We start from the raw sequence: 15,344 nt of genomic DNA on the forward strand, positions 1-15,344 counted from the left end.
TTGGGAGGAATCATCATGAGAGCTATCAGGATTGCAGCACTTTGCGCCGTCATGACATCCGTCTCTGCCACTGCTATGGCAAGAGACCTAACTATCGCCGGGTGGGGTGGGAATTATCAAGATGCTCAGCGCGAGGCCTATTTCAAGTCCATTGCGGAGAAATTGGACGTCAACATAGTTGAGACGACCTATCTTGGCGGACTGGCTGAAATCAAGGCCATGGTAGATACCGGCAATGTTACCTGGGATTTTCTCATCATGGGAGGCTCAGAGCTGCAACTGGCCTGTGACGAAGGCCTGTTGGAAGAACTTGATTGGAAAGCGATTGGTGAGAGCAATCTGTTACCGGGGGCCGCAACGCCATGTGGTGTCGGCAATGTGGTAATAGGAAATGGTTATGCCTATAATTCTAAGGCGTTTCCTCAGCCGCCGCTTGATTGGAAGGACTTTTTCGATCGCGAAAAGTTTCCCGGCAAACGTGGTATCCGCAATAGTCCTAGCATGAACCTCGAATACGCTCTCATGGCCGATGGTGTAGCCCCAGATAAGGTCTATGAAGTGCTGGCTACACCAGAAGGAGTGGATCGGGCATTTGCGCAATTCGACAAAATCAAGGACCTGTTGCAATTTTGGGAATCGGGCGCACAACCCATAGAATGGCTTGCCAGCAATAATGTCGCCATGTCCACCGGATATAATGGTCGCGCGGTCATGGCTAAGCGGGAAGGCAAGCCTATTGAATTTGTCTGGAAGAACCATCTGGTTAACATGGATGGTTGGGCGATGGTCAAGGGCTCGCCTTACAAGGACAAGATCAACGATATCTTCAAAATCGTCAACGACCCACAGAACCAGGCAAAATTCTCATCCCTGATGCCCTATGGCCCGTCCAACACCAAAGCGGCGGAATCTCTAACACCGGAAATGCTGAAAGAATTGCCTGCTGCGGACAATATCAAGGATGCGGCCTTTTATTCCGATACTTTTTGGGTAGAGCATCTGGATGACCTGACAGAGCGCTGGACCCGATGGGCGACACAATAAACTCCAGTCAGTCAAATACTCCTTGTTGAGAGCCTCCGGCGGTCGATCCGCCGGAACAAACATCCCAAAAAGGCGAGCAGAATGATTGCAGCGTCCCGCAAACCGGGCGGCAGCGGATTGGCAGCTATTGCCTGCCTTGCTGTCCCGCTCGTCCTATATACATTTCTCTACTTGGTGCCGATAGGCTCGGTCATTTCGCTCAGTCTCGACAATCGAGAACTGTCAGGCAGCCTGATAAACTTCAACCGCGCGGACAGTCATGATCGCAATGCCCAGGCTGCAGCACTTGTGACCGATATGCGAGCGATGCACGCCAGCCAGCAGGCCGCTGTCGCCCGCGAACTCAATCAGGAACTGAGCGGTTTCCGAACGCTGTTTCTAAAGACAGCCCGTGCCGCCAATACGATAAAAGCCGATCTTCCTAGTTTGACCGACTTCGATCCGCGCTGGAACGAAGAAAAATATTGGACAGTAATAGCACAAAACTCCGACAGGATCAGCTTGCGTCACTTTGAGAGGGCCACCGGCTTCAAGGTGAACGAAGAAGGCAGACTTGAGGCTGGTGGCGACGATATATATCTTCAGATCATGGGTCGCACGCTGACCATTGCGGTTGAGGTCACCCTCGTCACCTTGCTGATCAGTTACCCGCTTGCCTATGCCGCGCTACACGCTCCACGTAGAATGGCCGCGTTTATCCTCGTTGCAGTCTTGATGAGTTTCTGGACTTCGATCCTCGTGCGCACGACTGCATGGGTGATCCTGCTGCAGACATCCGGCATCCTGAACACCTTTCTCCTCTGGACCGGCCTGATAGATGAACCGCTACAGCTGATTTTCAATCGCTTCGGCGTGATCGTTGCCATGACACATGTCCTGCTCCCATTCGCCATTATTCCAATGATGAACGTGATGCGCACAATCCCGAAGTCGCAAGTAGATGCATCGCGAAGTCTCGGTGCAGGTGCGGTAGAATCCTTTCTGCGCGTCTATTTTCCGCAAAGCCTGCGCGGCGTTGGAGTGGCAGCTGGAACGGTGTTCATTCTCGCTCTTGGCTTTTACATCACACCGGCGCTTACGGGCGGCCCGAAAGACCAGATGTTGTCATTCTATATCGCAGACTTCGTCAAGCGTGCCCTAAACTGGGGTATGGCCTCGGCGCTTTCCGTACTACTTCTCGGTACCGTTCTGATACTGGTTTCCCTTTTCGGCACGCTTCGCTGGCTTGCAAATCGCAGAGGGGGAGCCGTCTAATGTCCCGCTTCATCTTCTGGACTTCGACGTTGCTGGCGCTGGCTTTTCTGGTCATTCCTCTGGTATTGATCATGCCATTGGCTTTCAATGAAAGCTCATTCCTGACATATCCAATGGAAGGCTTTTCACTAAAATGGTTCCATGAAGTCTTTGCGCAGGAGCAGTGGGCGCGATCATTTCTCAATAGTCTAAAGGTGGCGGTCGGTACAACCCTTGTAGCTCTGCTGGTGGGTGGGCTGGCTGCCACTGGCGTCATGCTTCTGAATCGCTGGCTGCAAACCATTCTAACCGCGCTTTTCGTGTCGCCGATGATTGTTCCCAGCATCGTCATTGGTGTTGCCTTTGCCTATTCCTTTGGTCGAGTGGGCCTGTCCGGCAGCTATTGGGGACTAGTGCTTGCCCACTCTATTCTTGCAGCACCTCTGGTTTTCCTTTCGGTAATGACGTCATTGCGCGGTCTCGATCCTGATCTTGACCGGGCTGCCGCCTCTTTGGGGGCATCACGTCGTCACCGTTTCATGACAGTCACTCTACCACTTGCAGCTCCCGGCTTTATGGCTGGCGCTCTATTTGCCTTCACGACCTCCTTTGACGAAGTGGTGGCAGCGCTTTTTCTCGCCTCCCCCGAATCCACCACACTACCTGTTATGCTGTTTTCTGGCCTGCGAGATCGCTTGCAGCCGACACTGGTCGTGGTGGCATTGCTGCTATCACTGATCAGCTTTGCATTGCTCGCACTGATGCACTGGTTACAGCAGCTCGGAAAACCAGAAAAACACTGAAATTCCGATAAAACGGAGCACTATCATGGCCTTCATCAATATCAGCAACATCAACAAATTTTACGGGACCATGCAGGCCCTGCACAATATATCATTGAGCATCGCCAAAGGCAGTTTTGTGACGTTACTCGGGCCATCCGGCTCCGGAAAAACCACCTTGCTCAAAATTCTGGCCGGTTTTGAAGATGTATCAAGCGGTGAAATCCGGCTGGAGGGACGTGACATCACCTCACTCAAGCCAGAAAAGCGTAATTTTGGCCTCGTTTTTCAAGGCTATGCCTTGTTCCCGCATATGAGCGTCTTCGACAATATTGCTTATCCGCTTAAAGTTCGCCGCAAGAGTCGCGATCAGATTTCCAGCCAGGTCAACGCCATGCTTGAGCTGGTTCAGCTTACCAAGTTCGCGCGGCGCAAACCGCATGAATTGTCAGGCGGTCAGCAACAACGTGTGGCGCTCGCGCGCGCGTTGGTATTTGAACCAGACCTTCTGTTGCTCGACGAACCCATGTCTGCCCTCGATAAGAAGCTGCGTATCGACTTGCAGGATCAATTGCGAGACATCCACCATCGGCTTGGAACTACCTTTATCAATGTTACGCATGACCAGGAAGAAGCCATGCATATGTCCGATGGCATCGCCGTCATGAACCATGGCCATATCGAACAATACGACACCGGGCATCACCTCTATCGCAAACCAGGCTCGCGCTTCGTAGCCGACTTCATCGGAAAGTCGAACATATTTGAAGGTGCGCTCAGTCTCACGTCCTCAGGACCACAGTTCAATGCTGCCGAGTTCACCGTGAGCGGAACGTATTTGAGCTCGGCTGCTGACCGCATTGGCAGGGCAGACCTGGTCGTGCGCCCGGAAGATATCCGACTTGGCTTACCAACCGATACAGCACGAACCACTGGAGACATCGTGCTCTCCGGTATGGTGGCGTCGTCAACATACTCGGGGGATCGGGTCCTCTATACGGTTTCTCTCCCAAACGGTCGCACAATCGCGACCTACGGCAGCGCGCGCGATGGGGCCCTCTCAACAGATGCACCAGTACTGATCGCATTCGACGCCAAAGACTGCATCTTGCTCAATTAAACGGGGAATGAACGCGTGAATAAACTCAGATCAGCAGCAACTGGAAATCTAGGGACCGGTGAGGCCAGTCAGCCCAACCCAACACTTGTACTTGAGGGAGCACCAGAGTTTCAATCCTGGCCCCTGCTCGACGGGCCAATAGCCAGTGGAGTGTGGTCGGCAACGACCGGTCATCATCGTGTCATGCGCGACGCAAGCACGCTTGAAACCTTCTATATTCTTGAGGGAGAAATCATGCTGTTCGAGGATGGTGTCGAACAGCCGAAATATTTTGGCCCAGGCGATCTTGTTGTACTTGAGCCCGGTTTTACTGGCAGTTGGAAGACCACCAGCACCGTCAAGAAGATCTATTTCACAACAAACCAATAACGGCTCAGCTTTGGAGAGCCGCGTTTAAGCGCTCCGTGCTGTCTCAGTGAATGTCAGGTTATGATGGAGAGGATATCATGAAGACCACGCCTTTCTGGTGGGAAGCAGCCGAACCGCAGCATGGCGAACGGGCGTTCGACAAAACATCATGCAGCGTTCTGATCATTGGCTCTGGCTATACAGGCCTATCGGCCGCAATCACATTGGCGGAAACCGGGCAGACCAATATCATGGTCGTTGATGCCATGCGCATTGGCGAGGGGGCCAGTTCGCGTAATGGCGGGCAGATCGGAAATGCGCCAAAGTTCACACTCACTCAAGCAACCGCCCGTTTCGGCGAAAAGCGTGCACGGGAGATCATGGACGATTATGGTTCATCCATGAAATTCATGATCAAGCGGGCGCAGACTCTTCAAGATCCGATAGACCTCAATCTTGCCGGAAGTGTCGCTGCCGCTCATTCACGCAAAGACCTGGCGAAGCTTAAGGCCTTTTGCGATAGCCTCGCCCCACAAGAGCGGGCGAAGTATGAAATCCTTGACGAGACGCAGATTCATAGCGTGCTCAAGACGGATATTTATCGCGGTGCGATGGTTCGACACGATCAAGGGACCATTCATCCTGCCAAATATGTCCGCGCTTTGGCTAACCGCGCCCGGACATTGGGTGTGCGTATTTTTACCGGTTGGCGCTATGAGGGCGCTCGCAAATCCGGCGGAGGGCATGTGGCGTTTCTGGAGAATGTCCAGAATGAAACCACAGTGGAAATCCAAGCAGAAAAAATCCTGTTGGGTTTGAACGGATATGTTGGGCCGGAAGTGAAATGGCTTCGCCAGCGAACAATCCCGGTGCAGAGCTACATGATCGCTACGGAGGAAATGTCCTTCGACTTGCTGGAACGCCTGATCCCCAATAATCGAGCGGTAGGCGATACCAAACATATTCTTTATTACTTCCGCCGTTCTCCGGACGGCAAACGTATTCTTTTCGGAGGGCGAGCGCGGTTTCGCAACTCCACAGAGGAACAAGGTGCGGCGGGATTGCGCACCTTCATGGAACACACTTTTCCCGAAACGCGTGGCGTGGAATTGAGCCATGGCTGGCTTGGCAATGTTTGCTTCGCTTATGATTTCTGTTCACATGGCGGACGGATGGAAGACGGAATCTATTATCTGTCTTGTTGTAACGGTGGCGGTATATCCAATCAAACTTATCTCGGTCACCGAATGGCCGAGTATATGTTAGGGGTTCCCAACTCAGATCGCGGCACAATCGGGAGCCATTTCCCGCGCCTATATTTCTACAACGGCAATCCATGGTTCTTGCCTATGGTGGGCACCTGGTATCGCTTTCAGGATCGAGCCGCACGTTATTTCGACTGAGGAATTCCCCGTCGACGCAGCAATCTCTTCAGCCGACGAAACACATAGACCACAGGCGGAGCGTTTTCTTCGGCTCGGTATCGCGAGCCCACAGGAAATTTCCGCAGAGGACGGGTAACATCATGTCATTGAATGTGGCGCTCACGCGTCAGAGCAATATGAACGGATCCGGCATTTTGATGATGGTGCTGGCGATGACACTTGTTCCAATGATTGATGTTCAAGCTAAATATCTGGTGACCAGTCAAATACCGGCGATGCAGGTCATTTTCTTGCGCATGCTGCTCGGCACTCTTTTTCTGGTACCCTTTATGATTGCGGGTCGTCATCCAATGCTTCCGCCAGCGCGAGGCTGGTGGAATGCCTTCGGACTCGGATTTTTCAGCGCTCTGGCTGGTGTTTGCTTTTTCAGTTCTCTGAAATTTCTCTCAATCGCAGATGCGGTGGCGATCAGCTTTGTTCAACCGCTATTTGTGACCTTGTTCTCGGGTCTATTTCTAAAGGAAAGGGTGCGCGCCGCCCGCTGGGTTGCTCTCCTGATTGGCTTTGCCGCCACTTTGATCATCATCCGCCCAACCCATCATGCGCTGGAAGTAGGTAGCCTTCTGGCTCTGGTCTCAGGTGCGGCGATGGCGGGATATGTTATTGCAATCAAGAAGAGCACCAGCGGGGTGCAGAGTGTGGCGCCGATAGCTCTGACTTTCCAAACGCATTTTTCGGCTTTTATCGTGGTAACACCCTTGATGCTCATGTTCTGGCAGGAGCTTGATCTATTTCAATGGATGCTGGCTGTCGGAATGACCTTGGTTGGCCTTGCTGGACAGTATCTGATTATTAAAGCCTATCACTATGGCGAAGCTTCAGTTGTCGCACCGTTCGCTTATATTGAAATCATCACTTCTACATTTTTCAGCTGGCTATTCTTCGCAGAGCTGCCCGACAATGTAACGTTTTTTGGTGTAACAATACTGGTTTGCAGCTCATTATATATTGCGTGGAGGCGTTAATATCAAATTTGGTACATACCACAGATCATCGCCCCTCATCGAATCATTAGCATCTATTCTTATGGAATCTTAGCGATTTTGATAATGAAAGATACTTTGGCTCTACTTTAGGAGATTAAAGCGCCCCTCGCGGTTAATCACCGCGAGGAAACAATAAAACATGGTCGCATGTTAGGTGTTATACTTGTCGTGATACATCTGCATCATGGCAATGTAGTCGGAAATATATTTCGCGTCATACCAGACCCCGAACAGGAAGCTGGACCGGCGCCGCGACTGGAACGGTAAGCCCAGGAAATAGATGCCCGGTTCCTTGGAGACGCCAAGTTCGTGGACAGGGTTTCCGTCCTCATCAAAGATATCCAGCTCAAGCCAGCTATAATCGCGCTTGAAGCCTGCGGCCCATATGATCGAGGTGATGCCAGCCTCGGCCAGATCCAGCTCAAGGATAGCGTTCTTTTCGTATTCAGTCGGCGGAAGTAGGTTGCGCGCATCCGGATATTCCGGCAGATCGAGCCCGTTATACTCAATATATCGATCGATCACATCGAGCGTATTGAGGTAGCTCTTGTTGCCTTCCTCAATGTTCTTGGCGAGATCATCCGCAAATGTAAGCTTTCCATCGCTATAGCCTTCTGTGCGGCCCACCAGAACGGCGCCCTTGGAAGCCAACAGACGATAGTCGATTGGCATCTTGGTATGGACGCCGCTGATAGCGAGAGCAATATTCTGGACATTTTTGTCGCGGTTGACGGTATCCCATCGACCCAGCACGCCTGTCCAGTATGCGCCTTCGCGGTCGCGATAAAAACGCGGCGGACGGATGTGCCGCCCCAATGACAAGTAAACCTTGCGACCGGTATCAACCAGTTCTTCAGCAATCTGGCCGCCCGAAGCACCTGCCCCGACGACAAGTACTGCGCCATCGGGCAGTTGATCCGGATTCTTGTAGGCGACCGAATGCATCTGGACAACGTCAGCAGTTTCAGGAACGATCCTGGGCGTTACTGGAACTTGGAACGGGCCCGTCGCCGCGATCACATTAATGGCTTCGAAATCACCTGCCGTTGTCGACACAAGAAAGCCCTGCTTCTTGGGCAATTTCTTGACCGATAGCACTGTAACACCCGTCCGAACTGGTGTTTTGGTGTTTTCGGCAAAGCTCGAGAGATAGTCGACCAGTTTCTCCTTGGGCGTAAAGACATCCTGTTCGATGTCAGGGATTCTCATGCTCGGCAGCCGATCATGCCAGGCTGGACCATTGGCCCGCAGCGAATCCCAACGTGCTGAGCGCCAGCTCTCGGCAATTCGCCCCTTTTCAAGAACAACGTGACTGATATTGGCCTTGCTCAGGTGTTCGCTCATCGACAAGCCAGCCTGGCCCGCCCCTACAACTACCGTGTTAACCTTTTCCATTATTCTTCAAACCTTTCCATGATACGCGGCCCAAACCTGTCTTCCATCGGCTGAACAAAGCGCGCAAAAATCCTGCCCTGCCACACCTGGGAGAAGCGCGGCAGTTAAATCCGTGTGTTTTGAGTTGAGTTCTAGAAGCCGGGTATTACATCACTCATGAGGCGACGCTGCTTCATGACCGGCATGTTGTTGCGAATTGAGTGGAGTTTCTCCATATCCAAACTGGCTGTGATGATGTCTGCACCTTGCCCGGCTCGCGCCACGACCTGCCCCCAGGCATCGACAATGACGGAATGACCGTAGCAACGTTTTTCCTGACCATCGACAACCACAGCGCCACCAAGGCCACAGGCAATGAAATGGCATTGTGTTTCTGCGGCACGTGCGCGAGCCAATAGCTCCCAGTGCGCCTCACCGGTGACCACGGTGTAGGCGGCGGGAAGCGTGATGATCTCAGCATCCTTGAGCCGCAGCGCACGGAAGAGTTCAGGAAAACGGACGTCGAAGCAGATGGCAGTACCGAAAGTAATGCCGTCCAACTCCCAGGTGACAATTTCATCGCCCGGTTTGATATAGTCGGATTCGCGGAAGGCCCCGCTGCCCAAATCACCCATATCGAACAGGTGCATCTTGCGATACTCGGCGATGACCTCACCCTGCCGATCAAAGACGACCGAGACGTTTGCGACGCGCTCGTCGCCGGGAACCTTGGCAAGGATCGTGCCTGCCTGCACCGCGACGTCATGGCGCTTGGCAAATGCTTGCGCCATTCGGAAAGCGGGCGCTTCGCGCAAGGGCTGGGCAAGTTCGACCGAACGCTTCTGGTCAGGACCGTAATAGCTGAAATATTCGGGAAGAATGAGGAAGTCTGGCCGATCCTCGGCCTGCATCGCCGTTACCATCGCCGCTTCCGCGGCAGGCACCGTGGCGTCTGGCGACAAACCCATCAACGTTTGAACCGCTGTGACTCTCATTGTCTAGACTCCTTGGATGAAAGAATTTCCAGTGAGTTGGTTGCCCGCCCCCCTGAATCCGGGTTCAGAACCCGCTCTACGAAAGTGGCCATTTGCGGCTCAAAGGCTTTCCAGAGGTTGCGCAGCTCTCCCAACGGCTCGACGGCCTGATCGATGCGCAGATCAATCGAACAAAAATCCGGATATTCAGCGACCTTGAGCGCCGCCGAGGATAACGGGAAAATTTCGCCTCCCGCTTCCAGTGCGGCATCAAGCGCCGCGAGCAGCCGCTCGGCAACCGGCTTGTCGCTTGTTTCAAGCGCCGCTGCCACCATTGCGGCCGGAACCTGATCATTCCTCAAAATATTGCCAACTGCGACGATCCCTGGAGCGGACGCGCTTGCATAGATCGGCTCCTGATGAACGCCCTGCCGCAACGCTGTTGCACCGTTGCGATCGACGATTGCAAGTTCGCGCCATTCAATGCCGGGCGCAGTAGCGATCTTGTCCAGCGTTTCCTGGGCTGAAAGCCCGTTTCTCAGATGGCGCAGTGCCGTCAAACCCAGACGCGGATCAGTGCGGTGCTGGGTGATGACAGCACCGGCGTCATGATTGACGAACAGACAACGGGCACCCATCGCCATCGAAGAGGTCGCCCCTGCAACGCCGAACTGTCCTGTTTGCGGACAGCGAAGAGCAATAGAGAAAGTCATCAGTTCAGCCTCAACATATGTCTGGCGGGAGAGAATGGCGACAGATCGATGCTTGGCTTGTCACCCGTCATAAGCTCGGACACGAATTTGCCGGTAATACCGCCGAGCGTCAGCCCAAGGTGGCCATGACCACAGGCATAGATGATGCGGGGATCCTTGCGGGATGGCCCGATAAAGGGGAGGCTGTCAGGCGTGGAGGGACGGAAGCCCATCCAAGTGTCCTGTCTGTCGCCCAATGCAGGCAGCATTTTTCGAGCTTTATTTTCAAGAACATCGAGGCGTGACTGACGTGCTGGCTTATCGAGTCCGCCCAAATCTACAGTTCCTGCCGCACGAATCTGATGAGACAGCGGGGTGAGGAAGAACCCATCGGACGGATACATAACCGGATGCGTCAACAGCGGCTCATCGTGTTCAAACGCGACGTGATAACCGCGCTCCGTATTCATGTTGAGGCGGTCGCCAAGCTGATTGGAAAGACCACGCGACCAGGCACCAGCCGAAATTACGATGCGGTCAGCAGAAATGACCTCGCTTCCAGTATGAACGCGCACGCCATCGGTGCCGCTTTCGATCCGCTCGGCCTTTGCCACAACGAAACGGCCACCGTGCGTTTGGATTATCTGGGCAAGGCCCCTGCAATAAGCTTCAGGGCTGTCGATCACAAAGCAACCGGGAAAAATCGTCCCGCCAATGTAACCCGGCGCGAGATTGGGTTCCATGGCAGCTATTTCGTCCAGCGAGAGGTATTGCGCTTCGATTCCCTCAGCACGCCGCCGATCATTGGACCTCTTGGCGTTCTGAGCTTCCTCTTCCGTGCGGTAAAGGTGGATCGAACCCGTTCCGCGTCCGAAATGAATGTTACCGACTTCTTCCATCAAGGGCGCATGCCCCTCTTCTATCACCTTCATCAGCGAACCGAGTGCGGAAATAGTCCCGTCCTGACGCCTGCGCAGCGACGCAGAAAGGAATGCAGCAAGCCATGGAGCGAGATCGAGAAGATCTCGCCAATAGAGCGTAAGCGGCCCATCACGACGCAACAACATTCCGGGAACTTTCCAGAGAATTCCGGGAGCGGCGGTGGGGAAAATTCCTGACGGCGCAACCGTTGCAGCATTGCCGAACGACGCAGCATTGCGAAACGATACACCTGGCAGGGGTGGCGTCGGGTCAACGAGGACTACATCCAATCCCTTTTTTTGCAGCCAGCGGGCCGTGGAAAGGCCCACGACGCCAGCTCCGATCACCGCAACAGTAAGCTTGCCGCTCTTATTGGTCTGCATTGGAGGCAGTTCCCTCAGATTGCTGCCGTTACGATGATCTCGACATCGTAACCTTGAGCCGCAGGCGGCACGACACCTGCAGCGCGGGATGGCTGATTCTCTGGATCGACCCACTGCTCCCACACTTCATTCATGGCATCGAAGTGCTTCTGATCTGAAATCCAGACCGTGGCGCGCAAAATCCTGGATCGGTCGGTTCCGGCTTCCTTCAGCCAACGGTCGACCTTTTCAAGCGCAACGCGGGTCTGATCCTGTATGGTTTCGTCCTTGTTACCGCACATGCCTGCCACATAGGCAATACCGTTATGGATCGAGACCATCGAGGTGCGCTTCAGTCGTTCAATACGGATTACATCGGCCATGTTATTTCACCAGCTTTCCGGCCCCTGGGGCCATTGATTTTCAAGAACGCGCCAAAAGGCCCCTCGCTACAATCTCAGGCTCTTTTGGAAGCCCATGAGCTTTTCGAGCATCGCGACCGCGATCACCGAGAGAACGATCAGTGCCGTTGCCATGGCGGCCACGGTCGGATCGTCAAAATCCTTGATGTATTGATAAGCCGCCACGGGCAGTACCTTGGTCCGATCATTGGTGAGGAACACGGCGATCGAAAAATTGTCGAGTGCCTCAACGAAGATGAATACCGACGCCGCCAGAATGCCCGACTTCAATTGAGGAAGGACAATGACAAAGAAGGTGCGGAAAGGGCCAGCACCAAGATTGCGCGCCGCCTCTTCGATCCGCGGATCAAGGCCAAGGAGATTGGCTGAAAGTGCGCGAATGGCAAAGGGTAGCGCGAAGACCAATATGCCCAGGCAAAGACCAAAAAGACCAATACGAACACCACCTGCCGACAGCAGCGAGAGGAGCGAGACACCCGTTACAACGCCCGGAATAATCAGCGGCGACAGGATGATTTGCTGGATCAGTTCTTTGCCTCTGAACTCAGCGCGGACCAGCGCGTAGCTCGCGGGAATCCCGATCAACAGGCTCAAGGGCATGACGATTAGGGCCATCGTGAAGGAGTTCTTCGCAGCATCCATGAACGTGGATGAATTATAAAAATTCTTGTGCCATTCGAGTGTGAACCCGGAAGGTGGCCACTGGAAGTAGCGTGTCGGACTGAACGAATGAAGCACGACAAACACCACCGGCAGCAGCAGGAAAACGACCGCGATTGACGCCAGAGCAATTACGACGACGCCAAACTTCGCTTCAAGATCACGCCTAAACATCACGAAACGGCCTTCTTAATTTTCTTGGCAACGAGGTTGATCAGCCAGATCGAAGCGAACGCGCTGATAAGGAACACGACAGCCGTTGCAGCAGCATAGGGAACGTCATATTCGGTAAACATGCGATCATAGATCTGATTTGCGACCATCCTGACCTTCCCGCCGCCCAAAACCATTGGGAAAAGGAATGAGGCAAGCGCAATTGAATAGACGAGAACCAGCGTAACCATGAGGCCCGGCAAGAGGATCGGCATGGTAATGCGCCAGAATGTGGTCGTGCGACTGGCACCAAGGCTACGCGCCGCTTCCTCGACCGAAACGTTCAGGTTCTGGACGACACCAATGAGCGTAAAGACCGCGAACGGTAGCAGGTAGTGGGTAATGGCAATGCCAACACCTGACCAGTTGTAAAGAAACTGGATCGGCTTGGAGACGATACCGAGTTCGATCAGGCTCAGGTTTATCAGTCCCCGGTTTCCAAGAAGTACAAGCCAGGAATATGCGCGCGTTACACCACCGGACAGGAAGGTAACTGCGATAGCGAGCATAATCAGTGTCCCGACCCATTCCCGCTTGGAACGCACGATTACCATGGCCATCGGCACGGCTATTGCGACGGTAATTACCGACATCACAAGAGACGCCCAGAGCGTGCTGAACAGGATTGACTGATTGGCCCCCGTGAACAATACACGCCAGTAATTGTTGAGTGTAACCTCCCCGGCAAACTGCGTTCCGGGCGGACCTTTGAGGAAGAAGCTCGATAGACCAAAATAGCTATACGCCGCAACAATAAGCAGGCCGATAATCAGCGCTGGCGTAATCAGATATTTGGCGCGGTTGTTATTCGCCTCCATCATGCCCCCAACACAATTGTATGAGCCGGATCGAGCACCATTTTAACGGACTGGCCAGCAGTATATCGGGCGCGATTGTTGTTTCGCGGAGCGTTCGCATCGATATCAAGGCCGTTGACCTCAACGCGATAGACTACTCGCTCGCCAAGCTCGTGTGTGGTCTTGACGATTCCAGCGAGTCCTTCTCGCGGATCTTCAGCGCCAACAACCTCAATATGGGAAGAACGGATCGAAATCTTGCAATCAGCGCCTGCGAATTGCCCACCAGCGTCATTGACAACGACATGCTGTCCAGCGAGCGACAAAGTTGCCCCACCGCCGTTGACCACGGCGACCTTCGCATCAAAGATATTGGCCACGCCGAGAAAACGGGCAACGAATTCGCTCTTGGGCCTATCATAGAGTGCTATCGGGGTATCAAGCTGCTCGATGCGGCCCTGGTTCATGACGGCGATATAGTCGGAAAGATAGAGAGCTTCATCCTGGTCGTGCGTCACCAGGATCGATGTGATGCCCAGCTTCTGCTGAAGCTCGCGCAGCTCGGACTGCAGCCCTTCGCGAAGATGCCGGTCGAGCGCGCCAAGCGGCTCATCGAGAAGCAGGAGCTTGGGACGGATGACGACGGCACGGGCAAGAGCGACGCGCTGCTGCTGGTCGCCTGACAATTGGCTCGGATAACGATCCGCGAGATGGGACAGCCGGACCATCTCGAGTGCGTCACGCACACGCGTGGCCTGCTCTTCCTTTGAAACACCACGCATCTTAAGACCGAACGCAATGTTGGATTCGACGGTCATGTGGGGGAAGAGGGCATAATTCTGGAAAACCATGCCGATATCGCGAAAGTTCGGCTCAACTCCGCTGATGTCCTTGCCATCAACGACAATCTCACCGGATGTCACGTTGAGAAAACCGGCAATCATTCGCAGAACAGTACTTTTGCCGCAACCGGATGGCCCCAGAAGCGTCAAGAGCGATCCACGTGGCACCTCCAGGTCAAGGTTGCTCACTGCCTCGAAGGAGCTGTACCGCTTGGTCAGATTCCTGAGTTGCAACGTGCTGCTCTGCAGATGTTCCATGGTTGCGGTTCCGTCAAAGAATAATGGGGGAAGGCGCGTTCGACCTGGGCCGAACGCTTGAATGGTCGTTCTGGTTTGTATTTGCAGATAGGAGGCGTGCTAGCCTTCGTCCGGGCTCATTCCACCGGGTACGGCATATGCGATCCGGGAATGAGCACCGTCCTTCACTGTTATTCCGCTGTCTGATTGAAACCGCGGATCAGGTGAGTTCTCATCAATTGCTCAGCCTTGTCTGCTTCCCGCGCTTTGATCGCCTCAAGAAGCTTGACGTGATCCTGGATCACTTCCTGCGACTGGGCTTGACTGAGAGCCGCGAGACTGGCTTCGCTCATGAAAAAGCCGGCATAGTTTTCGATCGCATTCTGGAGTTCCGGCACGCCGCAAGCGTTATAGATCCTCCAATGGAATACGTTGTTGTTGCGCACGCGCTCGGTACGGGCCTCTTCTGGGAGGGTCAGCGCCAATTCGATTGAAGCCTCAAGAACCTTGAAGTCGTCCTCATTCAGATGGGGTACCGCGAGCTTCGTTGCGTAGCCTTCAAGCGCGATCCGGATTGCACGGATGCCTTTGAGGGCCGACAGCACGTCCGCAACAACCACGCCGGAAGATGTGCGTTCAAGAAGCCGGTTGGAGACGAGACGCGTGAAGGCTTCGCGCAGCGGCGTGCGGCTTACGCCCAGCTTCTGAGCCAGCTCCACTTCCCGCAGGCGCTGGCCCGCCTCGATCCGTCCGTCAAGAATAAGCGACCGCAACAGTTCATAGACGGCATCTGCCGAGCTCACTGCAGCCAGTCGACGACCTCCCAGATCGTCAATTCCATTGGCATCCATGATTTCTCGTCTCCATATACTCATTGACTTGCTCTAGTTAT

The 15,344-nt window shown here is 54.0% G+C and carries 16 protein-coding genes; 7 read left to right on the forward strand and 9 right to left on the reverse strand.

The window, feature by feature from the left end; genetic code table 11:
* Nucleotides 1-15 precede the first annotated feature (15 nt).
* From F9K91_RS01760 to F9K91_RS01790, 7 genes are all read left to right on the forward strand, one after another.
* Nucleotides 16-1,044: an ABC transporter substrate-binding protein gene (locus F9K91_RS01760; RefSeq protein WP_151651314.1), complete on the forward strand. Its 1,029-nt coding sequence runs from the start codon at nt 16-18 to the stop codon at nt 1,042-1,044.
* A gap of 81 nt (nt 1,045-1,125) precedes the next feature.
* On the forward strand, nt 1,126-2,298 hold the full coding sequence (locus tag F9K91_RS01765; protein ID WP_151677038.1) for an ABC transporter permease: 1,173 nt from the start codon (nt 1,126-1,128) through the stop codon (nt 2,296-2,298).
* Nucleotides 2,298-3,080: an ABC transporter permease gene (locus tag F9K91_RS01770; protein ID WP_151677039.1), complete on the forward strand. Its 783-nt coding sequence runs from the start codon at nt 2,298-2,300 to the stop codon at nt 3,078-3,080. Before F9K91_RS01765 ends, F9K91_RS01770 begins: the two co-directional genes overlap by 1 nt.
* 25 nt (nt 3,081-3,105) lie before the next feature.
* Complete coding sequence (locus tag F9K91_RS01775; RefSeq protein WP_167522148.1) at nt 3,106-4,179, forward strand: ABC transporter ATP-binding protein; 1,074 nt, start codon at nt 3,106-3,108, stop codon at nt 4,177-4,179.
* A gap of 15 nt (nt 4,180-4,194) precedes the next feature.
* On the forward strand, nt 4,195-4,548 hold the full coding sequence (locus tag F9K91_RS01780) for a cupin domain-containing protein (RefSeq protein WP_151556295.1): 354 nt from the start codon (nt 4,195-4,197) through the stop codon (nt 4,546-4,548).
* Between the two features lie 77 nt (nt 4,549-4,625).
* A complete protein-coding gene (locus F9K91_RS01785; protein WP_167522149.1) occupies nt 4,626-5,930 on the forward strand; it encodes an NAD(P)/FAD-dependent oxidoreductase in 1,305 nt (434 codons plus the stop codon).
* A 122-nt stretch (nt 5,931-6,052) separates the two neighbouring features.
* Nucleotides 6,053-6,937, forward strand: coding sequence for a DMT family transporter (locus F9K91_RS01790; RefSeq protein ID WP_167522150.1), 885 nt, complete (start codon nt 6,053-6,055; stop codon nt 6,935-6,937).
* A gap of 171 nt (nt 6,938-7,108) precedes the next feature.
* Here the strand turns inward: F9K91_RS01790 and F9K91_RS01795 are convergent, their stop codons facing one another.
* The 9 genes from F9K91_RS01795 to F9K91_RS01835 all read right to left on the reverse strand — a co-directional run bounded on the left by F9K91_RS01795 (nt 7,109) and on the right by F9K91_RS01835 (nt 15,303).
* Nucleotides 7,109-8,353, reverse strand: coding sequence for a flavin-containing monooxygenase (locus F9K91_RS01795; protein WP_151677041.1), 1,245 nt, complete (start codon nt 8,351-8,353; stop codon nt 7,109-7,111).
* Between the two features lie 131 nt (nt 8,354-8,484).
* Complete coding sequence (locus F9K91_RS01800; RefSeq protein ID WP_151677042.1) at nt 8,485-9,327, reverse strand: carbon-nitrogen hydrolase family protein; 843 nt, start codon at nt 9,325-9,327, stop codon at nt 8,485-8,487.
* Nucleotides 9,324-10,019: a DUF1028 domain-containing protein gene (locus tag F9K91_RS01805; RefSeq protein ID WP_151556290.1), complete on the reverse strand. Its 696-nt coding sequence runs from the start codon at nt 10,017-10,019 to the stop codon at nt 9,324-9,326. The genes F9K91_RS01800 and F9K91_RS01805 overlap by 4 nt, the downstream gene beginning before the upstream one ends.
* A complete protein-coding gene (locus tag F9K91_RS01810; protein ID WP_151556289.1) occupies nt 10,019-11,302 on the reverse strand; it encodes an NAD(P)/FAD-dependent oxidoreductase in 1,284 nt (427 codons plus the stop codon). Before F9K91_RS01810 ends, F9K91_RS01805 begins: the two co-directional genes overlap by 1 nt.
* Before the next feature lie 14 nt (nt 11,303-11,316).
* Nucleotides 11,317-11,664: a RidA family protein gene (locus tag F9K91_RS01815; protein WP_151556288.1), complete on the reverse strand. Its 348-nt coding sequence runs from the start codon at nt 11,662-11,664 to the stop codon at nt 11,317-11,319.
* 66 nt (nt 11,665-11,730) lie between these two features.
* A complete protein-coding gene (locus F9K91_RS01820) occupies nt 11,731-12,537 on the reverse strand; it encodes an ABC transporter permease (protein ID WP_151556287.1) in 807 nt (268 codons plus the stop codon).
* Complete coding sequence (locus tag F9K91_RS01825; protein ID WP_151651325.1) at nt 12,537-13,397, reverse strand: ABC transporter permease; 861 nt, start codon at nt 13,395-13,397, stop codon at nt 12,537-12,539. The genes F9K91_RS01820 and F9K91_RS01825 overlap by 1 nt, the downstream gene beginning before the upstream one ends.
* Nucleotides 13,394-14,473 (reverse strand): ABC transporter ATP-binding protein, encoded by a 1,080-nt coding sequence (locus F9K91_RS01830; protein WP_151677043.1) that lies wholly within the window; start codon nt 14,471-14,473, stop codon nt 13,394-13,396. The genes F9K91_RS01825 and F9K91_RS01830 overlap by 4 nt, the downstream gene beginning before the upstream one ends.
* A gap of 170 nt (nt 14,474-14,643) precedes the next feature.
* Complete coding sequence (locus tag F9K91_RS01835) at nt 14,644-15,303, reverse strand: GntR family transcriptional regulator (RefSeq protein WP_061346837.1); 660 nt, start codon at nt 15,301-15,303, stop codon at nt 14,644-14,646.
* Nucleotides 15,304-15,344: the final 41 nt, after the last annotated feature.

Origin of the sequence: Brucella tritici (assembly GCF_008932295.1) — a bacterium.
GTDB lineage: Bacteria > Pseudomonadota > Alphaproteobacteria > Rhizobiales > Rhizobiaceae > Brucella > Brucella tritici.